The organism is Verrucomicrobiia bacterium, assembly GCA_035574275.1.
Taxonomy (GTDB): domain Bacteria; phylum Zixibacteria; class MSB-5A5; order DSPP01; family DSPP01; genus DSPP01.
The window spans coordinates 1-20,913 of sequence record DATLYY010000027.1 but is presented as its reverse complement, the minus strand read 5'-3'; the positions used below and the strand labels follow the sequence as shown (position 1 = coordinate 20,913).

General features: G+C 56.1%; 15 protein-coding genes and 1 riboswitch. Of the genes, 9 read left to right on the top strand and 6 right to left on the bottom strand.

Annotated features, from left to right (window positions below; genetic code table 11):
• From VNL73_04835 to VNL73_04805, 7 genes are all read left to right on the top strand, one after another.
• Positions 1 to 2,824 (top strand): HYR domain-containing protein (locus VNL73_04835; protein HXF48734.1); only part of this gene is annotated, 2,824 nt, incomplete at its 5' end.
• 192 nt (positions 2,825 to 3,016) lie between these two features.
• Entirely contained in the window at positions 3,017 to 3,883 is an 867-nt protein-coding gene (locus tag VNL73_04830) for a T9SS type A sorting domain-containing protein (protein HXF48733.1), read from the top strand.
• Between the two features lie 125 nt (positions 3,884 to 4,008).
• On the top strand, positions 4,009 to 7,698 hold the full coding sequence (locus VNL73_04825; GenBank protein ID HXF48732.1) for a T9SS type A sorting domain-containing protein: 3,690 nt from the start codon (positions 4,009 to 4,011) through the stop codon (positions 7,696 to 7,698).
• Positions 7,699 to 7,991: 293 nt separating this feature from the next.
• Positions 7,992 to 8,171: riboswitch (cobalamin riboswitch) on the top strand.
• Between the two features lie 16 nt (positions 8,172 to 8,187).
• A complete protein-coding gene (locus tag VNL73_04820) occupies positions 8,188 to 10,380 on the top strand; it encodes a TonB-dependent receptor (protein HXF48731.1) in 2,193 nt (730 codons plus the stop codon).
• A 38-nt stretch (positions 10,381 to 10,418) separates the two neighbouring features.
• Positions 10,419 to 11,633 (top strand): YncE family protein, encoded by a 1,215-nt coding sequence (locus tag VNL73_04815; protein ID HXF48730.1) that lies wholly within the window; start codon positions 10,419 to 10,421, stop codon positions 11,631 to 11,633.
• A gap of 12 nt (positions 11,634 to 11,645) precedes the next feature.
• On the top strand, positions 11,646 to 11,996 hold the full coding sequence (locus VNL73_04810) for a DUF4430 domain-containing protein (protein HXF48729.1): 351 nt from the start codon (positions 11,646 to 11,648) through the stop codon (positions 11,994 to 11,996).
• Positions 11,993 to 12,487, top strand: coding sequence for a DUF6580 family putative transport protein (locus tag VNL73_04805; protein HXF48728.1), 495 nt, complete (start codon positions 11,993 to 11,995; stop codon positions 12,485 to 12,487). The genes VNL73_04810 and VNL73_04805 overlap by 4 nt, the downstream gene beginning before the upstream one ends.
• Before the next feature lie 70 nt (positions 12,488 to 12,557).
• Here the strand turns inward: VNL73_04805 and VNL73_04800 are convergent, their stop codons facing one another.
• The 5 genes from VNL73_04800 to VNL73_04780 all read right to left on the bottom strand — a co-directional run bounded on the left by VNL73_04800 (position 12,558) and on the right by VNL73_04780 (position 16,943).
• Positions 12,558 to 13,241 (bottom strand): hypothetical protein, encoded by a 684-nt coding sequence (locus VNL73_04800; protein ID HXF48727.1) that lies wholly within the window; start codon positions 13,239 to 13,241, stop codon positions 12,558 to 12,560.
• A gap of 10 nt (positions 13,242 to 13,251) precedes the next feature.
• Positions 13,252 to 14,097 carry a M48 family metallopeptidase gene (locus VNL73_04795; protein ID HXF48726.1) on the bottom strand — a complete coding sequence of 282 codons (846 nt, stop codon included), beginning with the start codon at positions 14,095 to 14,097 and terminating at the stop codon, positions 13,252 to 13,254.
• Between the two features lie 28 nt (positions 14,098 to 14,125).
• Entirely contained in the window at positions 14,126 to 14,473 is a 348-nt protein-coding gene (locus tag VNL73_04790; GenBank protein ID HXF48725.1) for a hypothetical protein, read from the bottom strand.
• Between the two features lie 66 nt (positions 14,474 to 14,539).
• Complete coding sequence (locus VNL73_04785; protein ID HXF48724.1) at positions 14,540 to 15,226, bottom strand: tetratricopeptide repeat protein; 687 nt, start codon at positions 15,224 to 15,226, stop codon at positions 14,540 to 14,542.
• Positions 15,227 to 15,296: 70 nt separating this feature from the next.
• Positions 15,297 to 16,943 (bottom strand): hypothetical protein, encoded by a 1,647-nt coding sequence (locus VNL73_04780; protein HXF48723.1) that lies wholly within the window; start codon positions 16,941 to 16,943, stop codon positions 15,297 to 15,299.
• Positions 16,944 to 17,078: 135 nt separating this feature from the next.
• Between VNL73_04780 and VNL73_04775 the strand changes: the two genes are divergently transcribed.
• Positions 17,079 to 18,236: an FAD/NAD(P)-binding oxidoreductase gene (locus tag VNL73_04775; protein HXF48722.1), complete on the top strand. Its 1,158-nt coding sequence runs from the start codon at positions 17,079 to 17,081 to the stop codon at positions 18,234 to 18,236.
• 55 nt (positions 18,237 to 18,291) lie between these two features.
• A complete protein-coding gene (locus tag VNL73_04770; GenBank protein HXF48721.1) occupies positions 18,292 to 19,044 on the top strand; it encodes a hypothetical protein in 753 nt (250 codons plus the stop codon).
• A gap of 343 nt (positions 19,045 to 19,387) precedes the next feature.
• Here the strand turns inward: VNL73_04770 and VNL73_04765 are convergent.
• A partial coding sequence (locus VNL73_04765) for a diguanylate cyclase (protein HXF48720.1) occupies positions 19,388 to 20,913 on the bottom strand: 1,526 nt, incomplete at its 5' end.

The following is a 20,913-nucleotide window of genomic DNA, read 5'->3' as shown; positions in this document are numbered from 1 at the left end:
TACTTGTCAGTTCACCGTAACCGTTAATGACAATACCCCTCCGGTGGTCACCTGCCCAGCCAATATCACGGTTGGAGCCGCTCCGGGACGGTGCGACACGGCGATTTTCTTCAACGTAACCCCGACCGACAATTGCCCGGGAGCCACGGTCTCCTGCGTGCCCCCTTCCGGGACTTTGTTCCACGTGGGCACAACGACCGTCACTTGCATCGCCAGCGATGCTTCCGGCAATAAGGATACTTGTCAATTCACAATTACGGTCAATGACAACCAGCCGCCGGCGGTCACCTGCCCGGCGAATATTTCCGTAAACGCCGCTGCCGGGCAGTGCGCCGCCAGCGTATCATATAACGCTTCCGCTTCCGACAACTGCGGACCTCCGATAACCCCGGCGGTCAGCTTGGCCTGCAATCCCTCTTCCGGTTCTTCCTTCCCGGTGGGAACCACGACCGTAACCTGCATTGCCACGGACGGGGCCGGAAACAAGGATACCTGTCAGTTCACTGTAACAGTTAACGACAACCAGCCGCCGGCGGTTGTCTGCCCGGCTAATATCACGGTGAACAATGCACCCGGAGTTTGTGAAGCGACGGTGAACTATCAACCGCCGGCGGGTAGCGACAATTGTTCCGGCCCGGTGACCGTGGTCTGCGCGCCGCCACCCGGTTCGGTTTTCCCGGTGGGAACAAGCTTTGTGCAATGCGTGGCGACGGACGGGGCCGGCAACAAGGATACCTGCGAATTTACGGTAACGGTGAACGACACCGAAAAGCCGACCGTCACTTGTCCAGCCAATATGACCGTGTCCCATTCCCCGGGCAACTGCAGCAACGTCGTGAATTACCCGCCCCCCGCTACCAGCGATAACTGTGCGGGGCCGGTGAGCGTGGTTTGCACCCCGCCGGCCGGCTCGGTCTTCCAGTTTGGAACCACCACCGTGACCTGCGTGGCCACCGACGGGGCCGGCAATCAGGAAAGCTGCAGTTTCACCGTCACGATTACCAACCAGCCGCCGATTGTTACCGCGCGGGATACGAGCGTCTTCAACTGCCCGGGGAACGAGATTTGTCTGCAGGTTTCGGCCACCGACCCGGATGCGGGGGATATCATCACCGTGGAAAAAGTCTCCGGCCCCGGTACCTTCACCCCGGTGACCGGCCCGACCCCGGTGAACGCCCAGTTCTGCTTCACGCCGACAAGCAACGTCCCTTACGTTTTTGTTTTCAAGGTCACCAATTCCTGCGGCGCGGTGGATTACGACACGGCCAGCGTGAACGTTCTCTGTCTGCCGCCGCCTCCGCCGACCGGCCCCTGTCTCTCTTTGGAAATCGGTGACATAACCGCCTTTTTGGGCTCGGACGTGGAAGTGCCGGTCGTCAATCCCATTCAATTTGTCGATTCCTCCACCCTGCCGAATCCTTCCGGCATCGGCGGGTTCTCGTTCTTGATTTCCTATGACTGCGCCTGTCTGCAGTTCCTCTCCGCCCGCAAGGGGGCCCTGTTGGTGCAGCAGGGGTGGGAGTTCTTCACCTACCGCTACGGCGCCATCGGCAACGGCAACTGCGGCTCGGGCTGCCCTTCCTGCCTGCTTCGAATCGTGGCGATTGCCGACATCAACAACGGCGCGGCCCACCCGAACCTTACCCGCGACAACTCCGGGGAGTGGGTGGTTTTGAAGTTCCGGGTTTCCAACGACCGGGCGCTGAACGGGATGTGTTGCCCGATTAACTGGTACTGGTTCGATTGCACGGACAATACGGTCTCCGACTCCACGGGCAACGTGACCTGGGTGGCGCAGGGGCTGTTCACCCCGGACGGCGACCCGGTCAATCTGGCCACCGAATTCCCGAGCGACATCTCCATTTGCGACCAGTCCTCCGGCGGGCCGGGGAAACCCTCTCCCAAAAAGCTAATCTGTTTCCGCAATGGGCGAATCTGCATTCCGTTCGACACGGATATTGACGACCGCGGTGATTTGAATTTGAACGGCGCCGCCTACGACGTGGGGGATGCCGTTTTGTTCGAAAACTATTTCATCTACGGCTCCGGCGTGCTTTCCGCCAATCCGACCCAGCGCCAGGCCCAGATTGCCGCCTCCGATGTGAACGGGGATGGAATCAGCCTTTCGGTCGGCGACTTGGTGGCCCTGATCCGGGTTTTGACCGGGGATGCCGCCCCCCTGCCGAACAAAGTGGTTCCGATCTCCGCGGGAGTCGATTTAAGCTGGAGCCTGAGCGGCCGCGAATTGAAAATCACCACCACGAGCGGCTCGGAGCTGGGCGGGTTGTTTGTACACTTCAAGTATTCCGGCACGGCGGAAAAGACCCTTTCGCTTTTGACCGCCTCGGAGGGGATGCAACCCAAGGTGAACGCGGAGAACGGCGAGTTGCGGATTCTTATAGATTCCGACCAGCGGGGAGCCAGGCTGCCGGCCGGCGAGGTGAGCTTTACCGTTCCCGTGGACGGCACGGTCGAATTTGTGGAGGCCCAGGCCTCCAATTACAACGGGCAGATCCTGCCGGTCGTGGTGAAAGCGGCGGTTTTGCCGACGCAGTTCGCCCTGTCGCAGAATTACCCGAACCCGTTCAATCCGAAAACCAACTTTACCCTTTCCTTGCCGACACCCGGGCGCTACAAAATCACGATTTACAACCTCTTGGGCGAGGCGGTGCGGGTCTTTGAAGGGGAAGCCCCGGCCGGGTATCAGGTCTTCACCTGGGACGGCACGGACGGGCGCGGGCGGCCGGTTTCCTCCGGCTTGTATCTGTACAAGGCGGAAGTGGGCCGGCAGGTGATAACCAAAAAGATGATGCTCATGCGGTAGTTTCCGGTTAAAGGATAAACGAGCCCTCCTCAGGCACGGTTTTCTTCGAAGGGTGGTACGGGAGGCTCAGGATAAAGTGGCCCGTTCCGAAATGCGGAGCGGGCTGCTTTATTTTTGCCTTGATTGCTCCCGAAAAGGGATGGTATATTGGGACCCGGGTTTGAACGTGGAACCCTCGATTACGGAGCGTCTGTGAAACCATTGCCGCCGGCGAAAGCCGGATCGCCTGCAGCCCTGCTTTTTGCTCTGCTTTTTTTGTTCTTTATTGCCAGCCCGGCCCAATTCGCCTCCCCCATCCTTAATCCGGCCGTGCAAAAGCCGAACGAGATGAAAATCGATTCCACTGACCAGCCGGGCCAACTGGTCAGCGCCACCATTTCGATAACCAACGACCGGCCGGTGGGGCTTTTGTACATGCGGGTGAGCTATGATCAGAACTTCCTGACGTTCCAGTCGGTTACGCCCGCTCCAAGGAACGTAAGCTGGACTTTTTTTGACTTTGATGGGGGTGCCCCCCCGGGAGAAATCTACATCACCGGCATCGCGGACACATCGTTTCCTCTGCAGCCGGACAGCGGCCCGGTGGCTTATTTGAACTTTTTCGTGTCGAACCAGCCCCCGCCGGGAACATTTATTCCAATTTGTTTTCTATTCCAGGATTCGACCGACAATACAATGTATGATTCCGACCAGAACTGGATTGACACGGCCCAAATTGAATACACCTGCGGTGGCATCACCTTGATTACGACCGGCATCGAGGATAACGATAAAAATCGCCCGCAAGGTTTTGAACTGGGCCAGAATTATCCCAATCCGTTCAACGCCTCCACTTCCTTCACGCTTTCGATGCCAAAATCCGGCCGCTACTTGGTGCGCATTTACAACCTAACCGGGCAGGTGGTGAAAACATTTGAGGGGGAGGCACCGGCTGGAAAACAGATTTTGACTTGGGACGGGACGGACCAAAAGGGGGCGACGGTCTCTTCGGGAATTTATTTCTACAAAGCGGAGGCCGGCAAGTCCGTGTCAATCAAGAGGATGATGCTAATCAAATAGAGCTTATAAGCAGTTTTTGCGCTTTTCCTGCCAATTCTATTTTTAGCTTGACCGGATAGTCCATGCCTTTATATTGGAATCAGCATCTGGAGGGCGGGTGCCCAGAAAGAATTGGGAGGTTGCCGTTGCGGCGGTTCTTGTTTGGCTTTTTGACTCTCTTCTTATTTCTTCCCCTCTCCACGTTCGGCAGCACGCTTCCTGAATCGGAGCCAAACTTTCGCTTTGCCATAGACCAGACCATGTCCTATTTGGGGGCGGAAGTCGGTCTTTCCATCCGTAATATCAGCGAGCCTTCCAAGCCGGGCGTGGGAAAAGGCACGGCGATTGGCTCGTTTTCATTTCTCATCAATTACGATGATAGAAACCTTGAACTTATAGGTGTTCGGCTTGGAAAGGTGCTGGATGAGCAGGGATGGGAAATCACGGAGATTACGCAGCCGGCGGCCTGTTCTCTGGGAGGCGATTGTCGGGCCTTTGCGCCGGTGTTGATTACGGCAATGGCCGAAAGCAAACACGAAGACGGCCATCCTCAGTTGACCCGCCAAAATGTTGGCGAATGGCTGGTGTTAAGATTCAAGGTAAAAAACGATTGTACTCTGTCGGGACAGATTTTACCCGTAAGTTGGCACTGGCGTAGCTGCTACGATAATCGTCTGATGGACTTTCCCGAGAATCGAGTTTGGATGGTCGATTCCTTAATAAATTTTGTTGGCAATCTCCTCGATTTAAAGGCAGCTTTCCCTTTAGACATTTCAAGTTGCGATACCCTTTCTTTTGACGACAGAAAAGTCCGCGTCGAGCGGGGCATCACTTTTGTTAACGGTGGGATTGGCATTCCAAATCCCGATGGCTGTAACAACGACCGCGGGGATTTGAACTTGAACGGAATAGCATACGAAATTGCGGATTATGTGCTCTATCAGAATTATTTTCTATATGGAGATTCGGTACTCTTTTCAGATTCGGCAGCAAGGCAAGCTCAAATCGCCGCTTCGGACGTGAACGGAGACGCGCAACCTCTTAGGGTTGCGGACTTGGTGCATATTGCCCGCGTTATAATGGGGGATGCCAATCCCTTGCCAAAACCCGCCTTGGATACTCTTAGCGATTCGGCCTACTTCACCATCATTCCAAGCTCAAGAGGATTACTTGTTCATACGCTTTGTAAGCAGGATATAGGGGGAGTCTTTATCCGTCTGAAATCCGGCCTTCCTTTTGGACCTCCAAGCATTTTGGATACCGCCATAAATCTTGAGCTTTCATATCAAATCGCCCACGGTGAGCTACGGGTACTTTTGTCTCCGGATTTTGATGCGGATAGCGCCAGAATTCCACGTTACAAACGGCAGGTCCTTTTGATACCCTACCGAAGCGAAACTCTTGATAGCTTCGAAATTCATGCCTCCACCTATGACGGCCGGGAGTTGCCTGTATCGGGCACTTTCTACGTCCCTCCCCCGCTCCCATCCCTTGAAAATTGCCCGACAGAGGACACAATACGGTATGGCGGGCCCCCCTACTCTGTTGATTTTGGAAGCGACCGGGAGGGTGAGCCGAATGTAAGGTACATACTGGAATATGGCCCGGGAACCATTGATTCAATCACGGGGCTTTATACGCTGCAAAATACCTGCAACCTTGGGAAACACGGTATTGTTGTCCAACTAATAGTGAGAAGCAACGGTCCCTCTCTTCTCTTGGGTTACTGCAAGTTTTTTCTTCTCGTTAACGACCACTCTCCCGACGCTATTCCTGCCCAACAAACCGTCACGGTTTCCCATGGACAGATGGCGACCAATCAGATTCAGGTCAGCGATCCTGATTCCGGTGATGCGTTTACTTTTACTCAAACCTATGGGCCGGGTGCAATTGATTCGAACGGTGTTTGGACGTATCAAACGACATGTAAAGACGTAGGGGCTTCACCTCAAATCGTGTCTATTCAAATAAATGACGGCTACGGCAGTTGTACGCCCGGACCCTTAACGGCGAATACTTCCTTCCATTTGGTCGTTACCAACGCCGCGCCGAGCATCCTCTGCCCGCCCAATGCGCAAATTCAAGTGAATAGACTTTATCAGGTGCAAGTAAAAGCCCAGGATGCAGACCCCGCCGACACTGATAGTTTGACTTTTTCGCTGGTTTCCGGTCCGGCGGGTTTGACCGTTTCACCGTCCGGATTAGTTCAATGGACTCCCTACGCCGCGGATTTTGGAGTACACCAGATATGCCTTATGGTCACCGATCTTTGCGGAGCTTCGAGTCAATGCTGCTACACCTTAAATGTAATTGAGGGTTCAAGATTCCTGCTCGCAGTAGATACAATTACCGCTCAACAAGGCACGGACGCGGAAGTGTCAATTCGAAATCTGAATGAGGCCGCCGACCCAAGTTTGGTGAACGGCAAGACAATCGGGGGCTTTTCGTTTCTAATGTCCTACGATTGCGCCTGCTTGCAGTTTTTGGCCACCCGCAAGGGAGCGCTTTTGGTCGAGCAGGACTGGGAGTTTTTTACCTACCGCTACGGGGCAGTCGGCAACGGCAACTGCGGCTCGGGCTGTCCTTCCTGTCTCATCCGCATCGTAGCCATAGCCGACGTGAACGATGGCAATCAGCCAAACTGGACAAGGGAAAACAAAGGGGAATTGGCGGTTCTGAAGTTCAGAACAAGTGCCGACCGGGTGCTTGCCGGACAATTCTGCCCAATTTCATGGTTCTGGTTTGATTGCAGCGATAACACGATTTCGGACTCGACCGGACAGCGGCTTTGGACGGTGAATGCCCTTTACGACGTGACGGGTGCTCCAATCAACCTTGCCACCAGTTTTCCCACTAACGTTTCCGCTTGCACGACTTCCACTTCAAACGGCCCTCAAGCCAAAAAGTTTATCGACTTTGTCAACGGTGGAATCCGATTGCCCCAGCCCCCCTACGATGAATTCCGGGGAGATCTCAACCTGAACGGGATAAGCTTTGAGGTCGCCGATTTTGAGCTGTTTAAGAACTATTTCCCGTATGGGGATTTGGTATTTTATCCGGATTCGGTTTTAAAGCGGCTTCAAATACTAAACTCGGACGTAAACGGGGATGGATTAGTTCTGGACATTTCAGACTTGGTCACGATGGCGCGGATTTTAACGGGGGATGCCAACCCGCTGCCTCGCGGCGAGCCGAAGCCGGTTAATGTCAGCTTCACAAAAGAGGGTCCAAACCTGATTGTCACCACGAACTCCTTTTACGATTTGGGCGGGCTTTTCCTGCGACTCCATTTAGCCGGGACAACGGGAACGCCGGTCAAGCTGGACTCGGCAGTCAGTTTGGAAATAAAAGAAAACTCGGTCGGCGGCGAGATGCGGATACTTTTGGTGGCCTCACAAAAGGATGCCAGAATTCCGCCCGGGACCCGGCGGGTTCTCTCGATACCCTGCGACAGCCTTCCAACACCGGTCGAGGTTTCCGCCTGCGACTATTACGGCATCGCCTTGCCAACGTTTACGACCTTGCCTGCAAATGTAGAAATAGGCCAACAGCCGGCCCCTACAAGCTTCGGTTTAAGCCAGAATTTCCCCAACCCCTTCAACCCCTCCACCTCCTTTTCCCTTACGCTCCCCAAAGCGGGGCGGTACTCCGTGCGTATTTACAATTTAACCGGGCAGGTGGTGAATGAGTTGGAAGGGGAAGCAACTGCCGGAAGGCAGATTTTGACTTGGGACGGAACAGACCAAAACGGGAAGCCGGTTTCCTCCGGGATTTATTTCTACAAGGCCGAAGCGGCGGGATATTCCGAAACCAAGAAAATGATTCTGATACGCTAATTCTGCGCCGGAATTAAGCCAAAACGCAGTTTCTGCGATTTCTGTTGCTGCCGGGGAAATTTAATTCACGATTCTCTTTTGAATTCCAACAAGTTAGCTTTTTACCCTTCCACTCTCAAGTCGGCACGGGCTTTGATGTTTGAATAAATTGCAACCTACTCAACCTCCTTCACCGAGGACTCTGGTTGCGCCGGTTAAAGGGTTACCGCAGTAAAAAGAGGGCTCAAGACCCGCTTCACCCTCCTTGGAGCGGGTCGCTTTTTTCTTGACAGAATCCGTCAACCTTGATAGATTAAATGTGACAGAGCTTCGGCGCTCGTCGAGCTTAATAGGGAAGGCGGTGCAAAACCGCCGCAGCCCCGCTACTGTGAGCAGCCGGGCCCGCGCAAATGCCACTTTTCCGAGTTATCGGGATGGGAAGGCGCGCCGGGATGCTGCAAGCCAGGAGACCTGCCGAGGCGCAAACCATATACCTTCGCGGGAAGGAGAATGGATTTTCGATTCTCGCCGAAGGCGGGAATTTTTTTTCGCCTCGGCCAAACGCTCGGATTTGCGGCCATCCTGGTTCTCGGATGGACTGATGCTCTTCAAGCCGAATCCAACCTTAAAATTTCCGGACAAATTCTTGACTCCCTTTCCGGCCGCCCGGTAAGCGGCGCGGTCGTAGAAGTTATCGAAACCGGCGCAAAGACAACCAGCGACACGCGGGGGGAATTTTTCTTTTATGACTTGCCGGCGGGAACGTATCAACTGCAAGTCGAATCTCCTTCGTATGCGAATCAAACCACGGCAACAAAAGTTTTTGCCGACGGCGAAACCCGGCTCGAAGTTCAGCTTTCCCCCATCATTCGGACGGGGCAGCCGGTAATCGTAACAGCGGAGAGCTTGTCTTCTTCGGCCTCCCAACCCAGCTTGGTTTTCGACCAAACAGAACTGAAAAAATCCAAACATCTCTCCGTGGCCCAGCTTCTTTCCCGTTCGTCGGGGATGGAGTTGAAAGCCGGCGGGGTGTACGGCTCGACTGAACAGATAACCATCCGCGGCGGGGCGGTTAATCAGGTTTTGGTGCTTCTGGATGGCCGGCCGCTGAATTCTAATCTGCGCGGCGAGGCGGATTTAAGTTTTTTGTCGCTGGACGGTTTGGAAAAAATCGAGGTGTACAAGGGGGCCCAAACCGCCCGCTTTGGGCCGGATGCTCTGGCCGGAGCCGTTCTGCTCTTTTCCAAAAAGCCGGAGAATTCGAAGCGAATCGAGCCGAAACTCCGCCCGGAAATTGGAAGTTTCGGTCATCGTTCCATCGGCGGCGGAACGAATATTCCCATTGCCGATGGGACGGAGGCCAACTTTTTCTACCAGAACTCCTCGGCTGCGGGCGATTTCGACTATACCTACAAAAATCAGGAATTCGTTCGCAAGGGAAGCTACAACTGGACCAACCGTGTCCAGGCGAATCTGCGGCACAGGAAATTGGAAAGTTCCTTTTTCTGGGCCAAAGCCCGCCGCGGCCTGCCGGGAGATGTTCTGCATTTGACACCCCTTTCCAGCGAATGGGACGAACGGTTCGGGGTGAGTCTGCAATTTGATAGGCGATGGAAATCCGGCTGGTTTCTGGAACCGGCCGCAAGCTGGGAAAAACTGAACCAGCGTTTTAAGGTTCCCGATTCGTTCGTCATCAACTACGACAACCGTTACAAAAGCGAAAAGAAAAAACTGGAAGCCAAAACGGGACGCAAAACTTCAGGCATGCTCTTGCAGGCCGGCGCCGATTTTACTGAAAGTTCGCTGGAGGGAACGGATGACCTCCGCCCGGCCAAAAGTTTGGGCAAAACCACCCGCCGCGCCGGCGGGGCGGCGCTTCTGGCCGACCGGCAGTTTCCCCTTGCTTCTCCGTTGAGCTTCGCTGCCTCCGGCGCCCTGCGGGCTGACTGGACGGACTTTACACCTCCGGCCTATTCCCCGCTTTTTTCCGGTACGCTCTATTGGAACAAGGCCGTCCAAGCACGTTTCTTCGGTTCCTGGGGAAAAAGTTTCCGGTTGCCTACCTTGGACGCCCTTTTCTGGAAGGAGGATGTTTTCGCCGCCGGCAATCCGAATCTTTTGCCGGAGGAAGCGGAAAGCCGCGAGGCCGGCTACCGGCTCACGCTCCCTCTTCTGGGCCGATTGAACGCCGAACAGTCCTTTTTTCACAACGATTTGAAAAACCTGATTGTCTGGCAGCGGAACTTCGAAGGGAAATTCACCCCGCAGAACGTTTCCCGGGCCAAAACCTTCGGCCGGGAGGAGAAAATCCTGTGGCAATTGCCGAAAATTTTTGAATTGGAGGTCAATCACACCCAGACCGAGCCGATTAACGAGTCCGATTTCATCCTGCATCAGGGTAAGCAGTTGATTTTCCGCCCGCGGCATATCCACAACGCCCGAATTTCAGCCAATCACAGTATACTCGTTCTGAATTTAACCGGCCGCTGGGTGGGGAAGCGCTTCACCCGCGCGGAAAACACCAAATACCTGCCGCCGTACGAAACCTACGACGCGCATCTTTCCCTCTCCCCGAAAATCTGGAAGCTGGACTGGAATTTCAGTTTGGCCGTGGAAAATTTCACCGGCCGGCGCTACGAGATTCTGGAGCTATTCCCGATGCCCGGCAGAAGCTTTCGGTTTGGCGCGGAAGTGAAATGGTAGATTTGGGCGCACTCAAAAATGAAAAGGAGGCAATTCGTATGTCGAAAACAGTTGTGAGAATATCACGGCGGGTGGCAGGTATTCTGTTGCTGGCGATTTTTCCCAACCTTTCCTTTGGTCAAAGCGCCCGGCTCTGGGTGGCCAACGGGCTGGCGGAGACCGCCAGCCGTATCATTCTGGACAGCGGCACCGTTTCCAATCACCTTTTAACGCTCGGAATCATACCAAACCAAATTGTGGTTTCAGACAATTACCTTTTGGCCGTCAATTCCGGCGAAAGCAACATTCAGGTTTTCAACCGGAACACGCTGGCTGAACTGGGAACGATTGAACTGGGGCCGAACAAAAATCCCTGGAATCTGGTGATGGTTGATTCGGCCGCGGGGTACGTGACCAATTTCAACACCAACACGGTTTCCAAGTTCAACGCCATCTCCCGAACGGTGCTGGATGAATTCCCGGTCGGCCAGTCGCCGGAAGGATTGGCGTTTGCCCGGGGAAAAATCTGGGTCTGCAACACCGGCTTCAATCCGAACGATTTTTCCTACGGGCAGGGGGAACTGGCGGTGATCGACCCGGCGGCCGATTCGGTCGTCGCCCGAATCAACGTCGGCACCAACCCGCAGGCCGTCAAACCCACGCCGGATGGAAAGCTGCTTGCGGTCTGCACCGGGAACTTCGGCTCCATATCCGGTTCCCTTTATATAATTGACCCAACCGGCCAAACCGTCACCGACAGCATTTTGACCGGCGGACAACCCTCCACGGCGGCCGTGACTTCCGGCAACATTGCCTATCTTCCCGCGGGCGGTTTCGTGGGGAACGGAAACGCTTTCAAAGTGAATCTGAACACCAAAACCGTGGAGCGCGGACCGGGCAATCCGATTCCGGTCGGCACTGGCGCGACGGACGCCGTTTACGACATCGACAGCGGCTGGGTGTACGTGGCCTGTTTTTCCGATGGAACGGTGAAAAAAATCGGCCCTTCCGATGCCGTTGTCGCCAGCTTTCAAATGGGGGACGGCTCCGTTTCATTAGACATTGCCTACCCCTTTCGGGCCGGCGATTTGAACGGGGACGGGCAGGCATCCCCGGCGGACGTGGTTGCCCTGCTCGGCTGCGTGTTTTCGGGCTGCGCGCCCGCGCCGCGCAATTCTCAAATGGACTTGAACCGGGACGGGCATAAAACTCCAAGCGACGTGGTTTGCGAGCTGAACCACGTTTTTCTGGGCGCTCCCCTCCCCTGCCGCTAAGAAAGGAGAAAAATGCGAAAACTCTTGTTTGCGACCCTGCTTTTGACCGCGGCTCTTTCCTGCGGAACGAAGGAGAAACCGGCCCCTTCCGGCCGGGTTGACAGCACTTTAACGGTGCGCTATTATGGCGCGGACGGCAAAACCGCGTTGGAGCTTTTGGAAGCGTCGCACGAAGTTGAAAAAAAGACTTCATCCGTCGGCAGTTTTGTGGAAGGGATTGACGGCGTAAAAAACCAGGAAGGCCGGTTCTGGTTGTATTACGTCAATGGAAAACCGCCGGACGTCGCCTCCGACCGGTATCAAACGGCCGCCGGCGACACGATTGAATGGCGGTTCGAAAAGGAAAACAAGGAGGAAAAATGATTTATTTTCTGGCCGTTTTGACCGTGCTTATCCGGCTTTTGCCCCACGCCCCCAATTTCGCCCCGCTGGGCGCCCTGGCCCTTCTGGCCGGGATGAGCGGGGATAAACGGAAACTCTGGCTCCCTCTGGCGGCGGTTTTTGCCGCCGACCTCTATTTGGGCTTCTACTCCGGTTTTCTCTGGGTCTATCTGTCGTATGGACTGCTTTTCTTCACCGGTTATGGGATGCGGCAAGCGGCGGGGATGAAAAAAACGATTGCCCTTCCCTTGAGTGGGTCAATGTTATTCTTTCTCGTTTCCAACTTTGGGGTCTGGGCGTCCGGCTCGCTGTATCCGCCGACGGCGTCGGGGCTGGCGCAGTGCTTTCTTGCCGCGCTTCCCTTCTTCCGCAACACGCTGGCCTCCGATTTGATGTATTTCAATGCCTTCATCCTGCTGGCGGCCCTGTTCGGGAAAGTGTCCTGGGCAAAGCCGGCGCCGGCGCGGGCGTAGCTCAACCCTGAATTAAAAAGCCCCTCTTCCCATGCGGGAAAGAGGGGCTTTTGTTTGGCTTGAAAACCGATCAGTTATCCTTCGGCGCCGCTTCCACGGCCGGCGCTTCCTCCAAAAACTTCCAGTCCGCAAAAACCGGCAGCACATCCTTGGCGTTGCTCTCCAGAAAAAATTTGGATGAGAATAAAACGGTGGTGTAGATTCGGTTTTCTTTTTTGAAAACGGTGACCACCTCGGCGCGGAACTCCATTCCGGAGGTGGTTTCGCTGGTTTCCGCAAAATAAGCGGTCATGTCCCGGGCAAAGCTGATTTGCATTCCCGGCTGGCCCGCCACCGTCACCCGCCGGCGGTCCAACTCCTCGTCCAAGGGCCTCCAGTCCAATGCCTTCAAATATTCCCCCCTCCGCTTCCAGGGACGATCTCCGAAAAGCAGCTTGACGAAATCGTCCAGAATGTGGGAGGTGGTGTCGGCCAGAATCAAAAAACGGGGGCGGGTCCCGGCATTGGAGCGTTCCAAGGAAAAGCGGGGGTTGATTTGCACGTCGTTTTTTTCCAAGGTCAAGCGCACGAGCGAGGGCTCGTCCTTCACCTTGGATTTCCAGAGGGGGGGGAAGGAGGTGGTGTAGCCGAAGGCCGAATCGGTGAAGGTTGTTTTGGAGAGCACACCGGTCTTGCGCTTCTCCTTGGCCATCGAGGGGACGCCCCCCATCCAGAAGAAACCAAAAAGAATAAAACCGAAACAGAGCTTTTTCATCGGCACCTCCTTATTCGGGAAGCCGTTTTTTCATCCGTTGATACGTTTCCCGGCCGGTCTTGCCGCCGGAAGGGAGCTTTTTTATCTCGGCTTCCAGCTTGGCAATCCGCTCTTTTGTTTCCGGGTGGGAAGCGGAAAGTTTTTCAAAAACGTTCCGCTCCCGCTCCCCCTGTCCCCCGAGTTTGGTGAACATCCGCACAGTCCCGCTCGGGTCGTAGCCGGCCCGCTGCATATAGATCAAACCGAATTGGTCCGCCTCCAGCTCATGCCCCCGGCCGTAGCCGGTCAAAGCGATTCCCAAAACCACGTTTAAAGCCTGCCTGGCGGCGGGGCTCTTGTCGCCGAAGGCGAGCGCTTCGATGGCCGAAATCCCCACGATCGGCTGCATCTGGCGGACGGCGTGCCGCCCGTCCACGTGGCCGATTTCATGCCCCAAAACGGCGGCCAGCTCCGCTTCATCCTCCATCAGTTTCAAAAGGCCGGTGTAGATGTACAAAGGCCCGCCGGGCAGGGCGAAGGCGTTGATTTCCTTGGATTCCAAAACGGTGAAGGTATACTGGACGTCTTTTCGCTCGGAATGCGCAGCCAAGGACTGCCCCACCCGGGAAACGTAGTTTTGCCATACAGTGTCCGCCAGCACCTTGGATTGGGTCAAAACCTGCTTTTCCGCCTGCTTTCCCAGGGAGACCTCCGTCCCGCCGTCGATGAAAATCAGGCTTTTTTTCCCCCCCGGCCCGGTGGTGGCGCAAGCCAGCCCAAAAACAAAAAACAGGCCGAAAAGCAACCGGACGGGAATCCTGGCGGAAAGCTCGGCGTTCATGCCGTACAAAATAGGCCCCAAGGGGAAGCGGGTCAACCCGCAATCCCCCAAAAGGGAAGAAAAACTAAAGGCGGATTTTTTCGGCCAAATCGCCGAGCAAGGGGAGCTTCCAGTCCCGCCCCTGGAGCACCTGCAGCAAGCCGTACAAAGAGACCAGAAGCGACAGGATCAGAACGGAGGCCCAGAAATGGCGGGAGACGAAGGGAATGTAGAAAACCAGCGCCAGAAGCTCCACCAAAAGCAAAATCAGGCCCTGCTTGCCGTGCCGCAAGGCGAAGCGGTTGTGGCGCATTTTCAAAAGGGGAACGAAGCACATGAAGGGAACGTAGGCCAAAAGCGCCGCCGCCCGCCCTTCCTCGATTTCCCGCTCTTCGGCCGGTTTCTCGGTTTCCAGAATCGGTTCGGCTTGCATACTCAAAAGTTCTACCCCCGCGCCAAAAAAAGATTCAACGCCCCAACCGCCCGGACGTCGTGGATGCTATTGCGGCTGCTCGTAGATACCGTGCATCCCCATATAGAGAAGGGATTGGTTGATTTGATCCCGGTAGATGGAGAAATCCTTTTTCAGCCGGGCAAAATATTCCCGGGCGCGGGCCGAATCCCCGATGGCGGCGTGGGTGCGGATGGCGCCGACCAGGTAATCCGGCGTCTGCGAATTCCCCTCCGCGGCCTCCACCGCCCGGTCAAAGTGCCCGGCCGCCTCCTTGTTTTTTCCCTTAAGCTCAAGGCAGGTAGCCAGCCCGGCGTGGGCCGAAGCGGTGATGACGGGAAGCTTCCCGGAGCGCTTGAGGAATTCGCCGTAGTAATGCTCGGCTTGCTCGTAGTCGGCGATCTGGAAGTAGGCGTTCGCCAAATAGTAGTACGCCTCCTTGCCGGCCTTTGTGCCCGAATGTTTTTCCACCAGAAGCCGCAAATCCTGCATCGCCAAAGGGAGCTGCCCGGTCTGCAGTTCCAGGTTGGCCCGGGTCAAAATCGTTTCCGCCTGCGCATTCTTTTCCCGCTGGCTGTTAAAATACCAGAATCCGGCCAGGATGACGAGCGCCAACGCCGCCAGCCCCCATAAAAACTTCTCCCGGTACTCCGCCAGGTATTCGCGAGCCCGAAAGGCCCCGGTCACCAGCGGGTCTTCCTTCAATTCATGCCGCGTCAATTTTTTTTCTGCCATGGTCCTTTATTGGATGTTCGTTCTTCCTGTTGCGCGTCTCAAAAAAAATCATCCGGAAGGGCCGGTTCCCCTACAGCCGGGTAAAGTACCCGGTAAAGCTGACGAACAGCCGGTGCTGCCTTTGCTGGCGGGAATGCACCAACTGTTCCCCCCGAAAGGGGGTAACCGTGTAGCTGTTGCGCCGGAAGGTGACGTAATCGTAGGCCAAATCGATCCCCACCTGGTTCCAGCGCACGCCGAAGCCCAAGGAGGCGCCGAACCGCTGCCAGAATTTCCCGGCGTAAAAGCGGTCTTCATTGCTGTATCCGTAGTACAGGGTGACGGTGGAGTTCGTGTCGACGACGTTCCCTTGGGCGTCAGTTACAAAGACGTGGTTGGTGTCACCAAAAAAACTGAAGTCAATAATCTCTGAATCCGGGTTTCTCTCAGTGAAAATCGCGTAATTGGGAATAACGCTGGGAAGCGTCCGCCCGGGAAGGTTACGCAGGCCGCCGCGGATGAAAAGCCGGCCGAAACTGGGATTCAACTCCAGTTCCCAGCCCAAACGAACCTGGTGGGTGGAGGTGAGGCCGACCGGGGCAGAGCCCAGTTCCAAAGTCGCCAAATTGGACTGCTGGGAGTGGAAAATGGCGTGCGTTTTCAAATCGGCGGCCCCCCAGTTGGTGTAGGTGTAGTCAAAATCCACCAAAAGAGAACGGCCGAAAAGGTATGAAAGACCGGAGGTTACCGAAAGCGGCAGTTCCAGCCGGCTGTCCGTGAAGAACAAAGTGCTCAACTGGGACTGCCCCGCCTGATAGAGGCCGCCGACAAAAACCGAATCGTAAAAACCGATGTCCATGTTCGATTTCAGCCGGAACAAATCGGTTTCGCCGAGGGTGAAGGCCGGGACTCGTGCGGCCAGCCCCAAGCGGGCCTTTTTGTATTCGAACTGCGCCCCCAAAGTCAAACTGCTGCCCCGGTAGTCCACCTTGTTGGCCAGCCGCTGCTTGTCAAAACCCGGAAGGATATAGCCGGTATCCTGCCCGTTGGCCGGCTTGGTGTAAAACGGCCCGACCAACAAGTCCGTGGTGTCGGAAAATCCCCCTTGATAAATCACAAAGCCGGCTCCCAAAGAAAGCGGTCCGACCCGGGTGGCCGCGCCCAGATTGAAACCGGCCAGCTTGCCGCTGGTCCGGCGGGTGAAGTTATGGCTGGTGGATTGATACAGCGTATCCACCCGGGTGATTCCCAAATAGCTCGCCTGGTCGGAAAAGAACTGGTCGGCAAAAACGTTGTAGGCCACGGCGCCGACAAAATCCCGGCCGAAAAGTTTTCCCGGAACGGCAATGGCGCCGAAGTCAATCTGGTCGAAGCTGTTGATGTCATTGTAATCCAAACCGGCGGTGGAACCGAGCTGGCGGCTGCGGACGCTGGGGCGGTTGTAACGGTAAACCACGGAGGTTTGCGGGCGGTTCAAAGAGGCGAGCCCGGCCGGGTTAATGCTGATGGAGGAAAGGTTGCCGGACACGGCGGAAAAAGCCCCCCCCATTCCCCGCGCGGCGGCCCCTCCGGGGGAGAAGTTCAAATCCAGACCCGGCAGTTGATAGGGTAACAGATCATAACCGAGAGTATTGCTTCGATACACGCGCGATCCCTGCGCCCCCGCCAACGACCATGACAAAAACAAAAAAACCGCTACAACTACGAACCGGTACACCTGCCGCATTGTCCACCTCATTGGTTTTTGAATCTCAAGACCTCATCCTAAACTCGGAAATTTAGGGGATATTTTCGGCCTGTCAATCCCTTTTTGCTTCCGCTGTGTCCGGCCTCCCGCTTTACAAAATACGAATTTTCCCTCTTATTCACAAGGATGCAAAAAAGAATCCTGATTCTGGGGGGCGGCTTTGGCGGGCTGACGTTGGCCCGGGCGCTGGAACCGCTGGCCCAATCGAAAAAAGCGGACGTGCTGCTGCTGGAACGGAAAGCGGATTTTCAAATGGGACTTTCCATGCAGTGGACTTTGGCCGGCCGCCGCAAACCGGAGGAGGGTCGCCGGCCCTATTCCTCCCTCCGCTTGAAACGGGTGCAATTCATTCAAGAGGAAGCCGTCGCCATTCAACCCGCCGAAAATGCGGTGCACACCAAATCCCGGCGGCTGGAATACGACTATCTGGTCCTCGCCTTGGGGGCCGAAGGGACGCCCGAACGGCTGCCGGGGCTTGTAGAAGCCGCCTACAACCTGTACGATTTTGATTCGGTTCTGCAGTTCAAATCCGCGTTGGGCGGGTTTCACACCGGAACCCTCCTGCTCGCCGTCGCCTCTGTTCCGTTCAAATGCCCCCCGGCGCCGTACGAGTACGCGCTGCTTGTGGATGAAATTTTGCGCCGGAAAAAAATCCGCAGCCACGTCCGGCTGGTGCTTTCCACTCCGGAGCCGCAACCGATGCCGGTCGCCGGGCTTTTGATCGGGGAAACGGTCAAAAAAATGCTGGCCGAACGGAAAATTGAGTATCTCCCGCTCCACAAGCCGAAACTGGTGGAGTTTCCCAACCGGAAACTGATTTACGAAAACGGCGCGGAGTTGCAGTTTGATTTGCTGGCCGCCGTCCCCCCGCACCACGCGCCGAAACTGGCCGAGGGGGCGGGTCTGGCCGACGAGTCCGGTTTTATTCCCGTTGAGCTGGGAAGCTTCAAAACGAAACTCAAAAACGTTTTCGCCATCGGCGACGCGGCCGCCCTGCGGCTGCCCAACGGCAACCCCCATCCCAAAGCGGGGGTTTTTGCCGAGGCCCAGGCCTTGGCGCTGGCGTCTTACTTGACGGCGGAGATAACCGGCGCCCCTTCAACCCCCTACTCCGGAAAGGGGGCCTGCTTTGTGGATGTCGGCGGCGGGCAGGCCGCCCCGGCGGAGGCGGAGCTTTTGCATCCGGAAGGCCCCCGCTTCGTCTTGAAGCCCCCCTCCCGCTCCGGCCTTTTGGCCAAAAAGAGGTTCGAAACGGAGCGTCTGCGGAAATGGTTTGCTGAATAATCTCCTTTCGACGGTTTTGTTTGTATAAAAACCATCGGAGGTGGTGGGATTGTATATGATGACGCAAAACCGGCCCTGTACCATTGACCATCCGGCTCTCGCCAAACCCCTCTTTTTTTCGGCCCTCCTTTTCCTTGCGGCCGCCGCACCCGTTTCGGCCCAACTCGACTTTTCCGAAAAACTGGCCAAGGCCCCCAAGATGATGACCATGGAGGCAAACCAGGCCATCATGGTCACGGTGGAGCTCGATTTCGGGAAAAAAATCCCCTCCATTGCCGAGGCCTTGACCCAAATTCAGCGCGTCTGGCGTCCGGTAGACGGGCAGGGGCGCACCTTCGCCATCATCGACGCCTACGGACAGCCCACCCCGGAAGGGAAACTGCACCTTTCAATGCACGTCAGCACGGAAAAACCGGGGACGGGGGCTCTGGTTTTCAGTCGCACGGGGGAAATTCTGTGGCAAAGCCAGATCACGCCCGCCAAAAACCCGGCCGCCTCGACTTTTACCGGAAAAAATCTGACGATTTACATCGACAACGGCAAGGGGGAGACCTTTCAGGTGGACGGCTCCGGGAACCCGGCCTCCGTTCTGGAAGCCAAACTGAAGGGCACGGGCGAGACGGTGAAATCCTTCTGGCCGGAGGGGGTCGAGCGGGAGGTAACCTTTATCTATAGTGCCTGCGGCTGCCCGGTGAAGGTGATGGCCAAACGGGTCGGCGGCCGCACGGTGCGCACGAAGGATCAGCCGGTGATTTTCCCGGACGACCCGGCCGCCGTTTCCACAATCAGCAAACTGATGCGCTGGTGACCTTGGAGCCGGCAGACTTGGTATTTTTTACCAATTCCCAATCTCCTGTCTCCAATCTCTGATTTAACTACCCCCGGGCCGATTCGAACGGCCGACCAACGGTTTAGGAAACATGAACAAAGATGCCGAGCCCTTCTCCACCGACCTGTTGAATCACCATGAAATACGGCGAAACTTGCCGTGGTACAAAAAGATGAGCACCTTTTTTCCGTCGTCCATTCTGTGCTATGGAGTGCGATGCTTTACGATGTCTTACGATCCATTAGATACCTCGAGCCGTAGCAAGAGTCGTAGAAGAAAATAGCTTTCTTCAAAAGAGGAGGCGTTGAGGGTTGTAGGTCAGTTATTTGGATGTGGCCACAGCCACCCCCTCCCGTCCCTCTATTTTGGCAAAAAAGAGGGCGGATTCGGCGGCCTGCAGAAGCGTTTCGCTGGTCGTGCCGTGCTCCGGATAGCAGGCCACGCCGGCCGAGATGCTGGCCGATTTCCCGGAGGGGGCTTTGAGGGCCTTTATTTCCTCCCGCAATTTTTCCGCTCTTAGGAGGGTGGCTTCCGAATCGGCGCCAATCATGACCAAGGCAAATTCACTGTCGCTGTAACGGCAGGCGATGTCCTCCCCGCGGGTGCGGCGCAAAAGATAGTCGCCGACCGTGCGCAAAACGGCACCCCCCGCTTCGTGGCCGTAGGAGCCGTTGAACTCCCGTAAATTTTCCAGGCTTAGCACGATGACGCCGAGCGTCTCCTTGTTTCGGACCGCCCGCGAAAGCTCCCGCGTCAAGGTCTCTTCCAAGTAGCGGCGGTTAAACAACCCTGTAAGGGGGTCGCGGATAGCACGGAACTTGAGCGTTTCACGCAATTTGATATTGGCCAGATTCAAGGCGAAATGTTCGCTTACGATTTTGGCCAGCCGGTGCTGGCTTTCCATTTCCTGCTCGCGAATATCTTTGGGTTTGCCGGACAGTTCCGGGTTGGCCTGCAGGTGCAACACCCCCAAGGTTTCACTCATAGCCACCAAGGGAAGACAGGTGTAGCCAAAGCGGGGAGCAGAAGAAAGATGGCGGCAGAGCAGATCAGGACGGTCCTCTTCCACCAAATGGTCCCTTCCGCGCCGCAGGGCCCAGCAGTTTTCCGGCTGGAAGGTGTGTTGGCCCAAAATCGGCTTCCCCCAGACTGCCACGGTTTCCACCTGCCGGGCCGAGGAGTTGAGGATGAACAAAGCCCCGGGCGTATCCGGAAACAACTTTGGCGCAAACTGGTTGATTATCCCGTATGCTTCTTCGAGATTGAGGCAGGATTGCAAGAGGTTTCCCGCCTCGCTAAGCAGGGTGGCCTGGCGATTGCGCGCCTCCAAGGCCTTCACCCAAGCCGTCAGCGCATCGGTGGTCTGTTTCTGCCGCGTTTCCAATTTTTTTCGTTCGGTGATGTCCTGGCCGACCCCGATCACCCCGATGATGTTCCCCTGCATATCCCGCCGGGTGGTGGCGTTCAGCAAAACCTCCCGCCGCTCTCGATCCTTCGTGTAGAGGGGAAACTCGTAGTTGGCGGTTTCGATCCCCTTGAGCGCCTTGTCCAAAACCTCCTTCACGGAGGCCTTGTATTCCTCGGTGATGAACTCCTCCACCAAATTGCGGCCCAGGGTCTCCCGTTTTTCATAGCCGGTAATCGCGACCGCCGTCCGGTTCCATTCGGTCACGAGCCCCTCTTTGTCGATGCCAAAAATCGGAGCGTTGGCCGTGTCAATCAGGTTGGTCAATTCCTGGGCAATCCGGGCCGATTCCATCTCAGCCTTCTTCCGCTCGGTGATATCCTGGCCGACGCCAATCACCCCGATGATGTTCCCCTGCATGTCCCGCCGGGTGGTGGCGTTCA

Excerpts from the sequence above, each read along its gene's own strand:
- VNL73_04820 (HXF48731.1), top strand. The coding sequence starts at position 8,188 with ATGGATTTTCGATTCTCGCCGAAGGCGGGAATTTTTTTTCGCCTCGGC.
- VNL73_04815 (HXF48730.1), top strand. The coding sequence starts at position 10,419 with ATGTCGAAAACAGTTGTGAGAATATCACGGCGGGTGGCAGGTATTCTG.
- VNL73_04810 (HXF48729.1), top strand. The coding sequence starts at position 11,646 with ATGCGAAAACTCTTGTTTGCGACCCTGCTTTTGACCGCGGCTCTTTCC.
- VNL73_04805 (HXF48728.1), top strand. The coding sequence starts at position 11,993 with ATGATTTATTTTCTGGCCGTTTTGACCGTGCTTATCCGGCTTTTGCCC.
- VNL73_04800 (HXF48727.1), bottom strand. The coding sequence starts at position 13,241 with ATGAAAAAGCTCTGTTTCGGTTTTATTCTTTTTGGTTTCTTCTGGATG.
- VNL73_04790 (HXF48725.1), bottom strand. The coding sequence starts at position 14,473 with ATGCAAGCCGAACCGATTCTGGAAACCGAGAAACCGGCCGAAGAGCGG.
- VNL73_04785 (HXF48724.1), bottom strand. The coding sequence starts at position 15,226 with ATGGCAGAAAAAAAATTGACGCGGCATGAATTGAAGGAAGACCCGCTG.
- VNL73_04780 (HXF48723.1), bottom strand. The coding sequence starts at position 16,943 with ATGAGGTGGACAATGCGGCAGGTGTACCGGTTCGTAGTTGTAGCGGTT.
- VNL73_04775 (HXF48722.1), top strand. The coding sequence starts at position 17,079 with ATGCAAAAAAGAATCCTGATTCTGGGGGGCGGCTTTGGCGGGCTGACG.
- VNL73_04770 (HXF48721.1), top strand. The coding sequence starts at position 18,292 with ATGATGACGCAAAACCGGCCCTGTACCATTGACCATCCGGCTCTCGCC.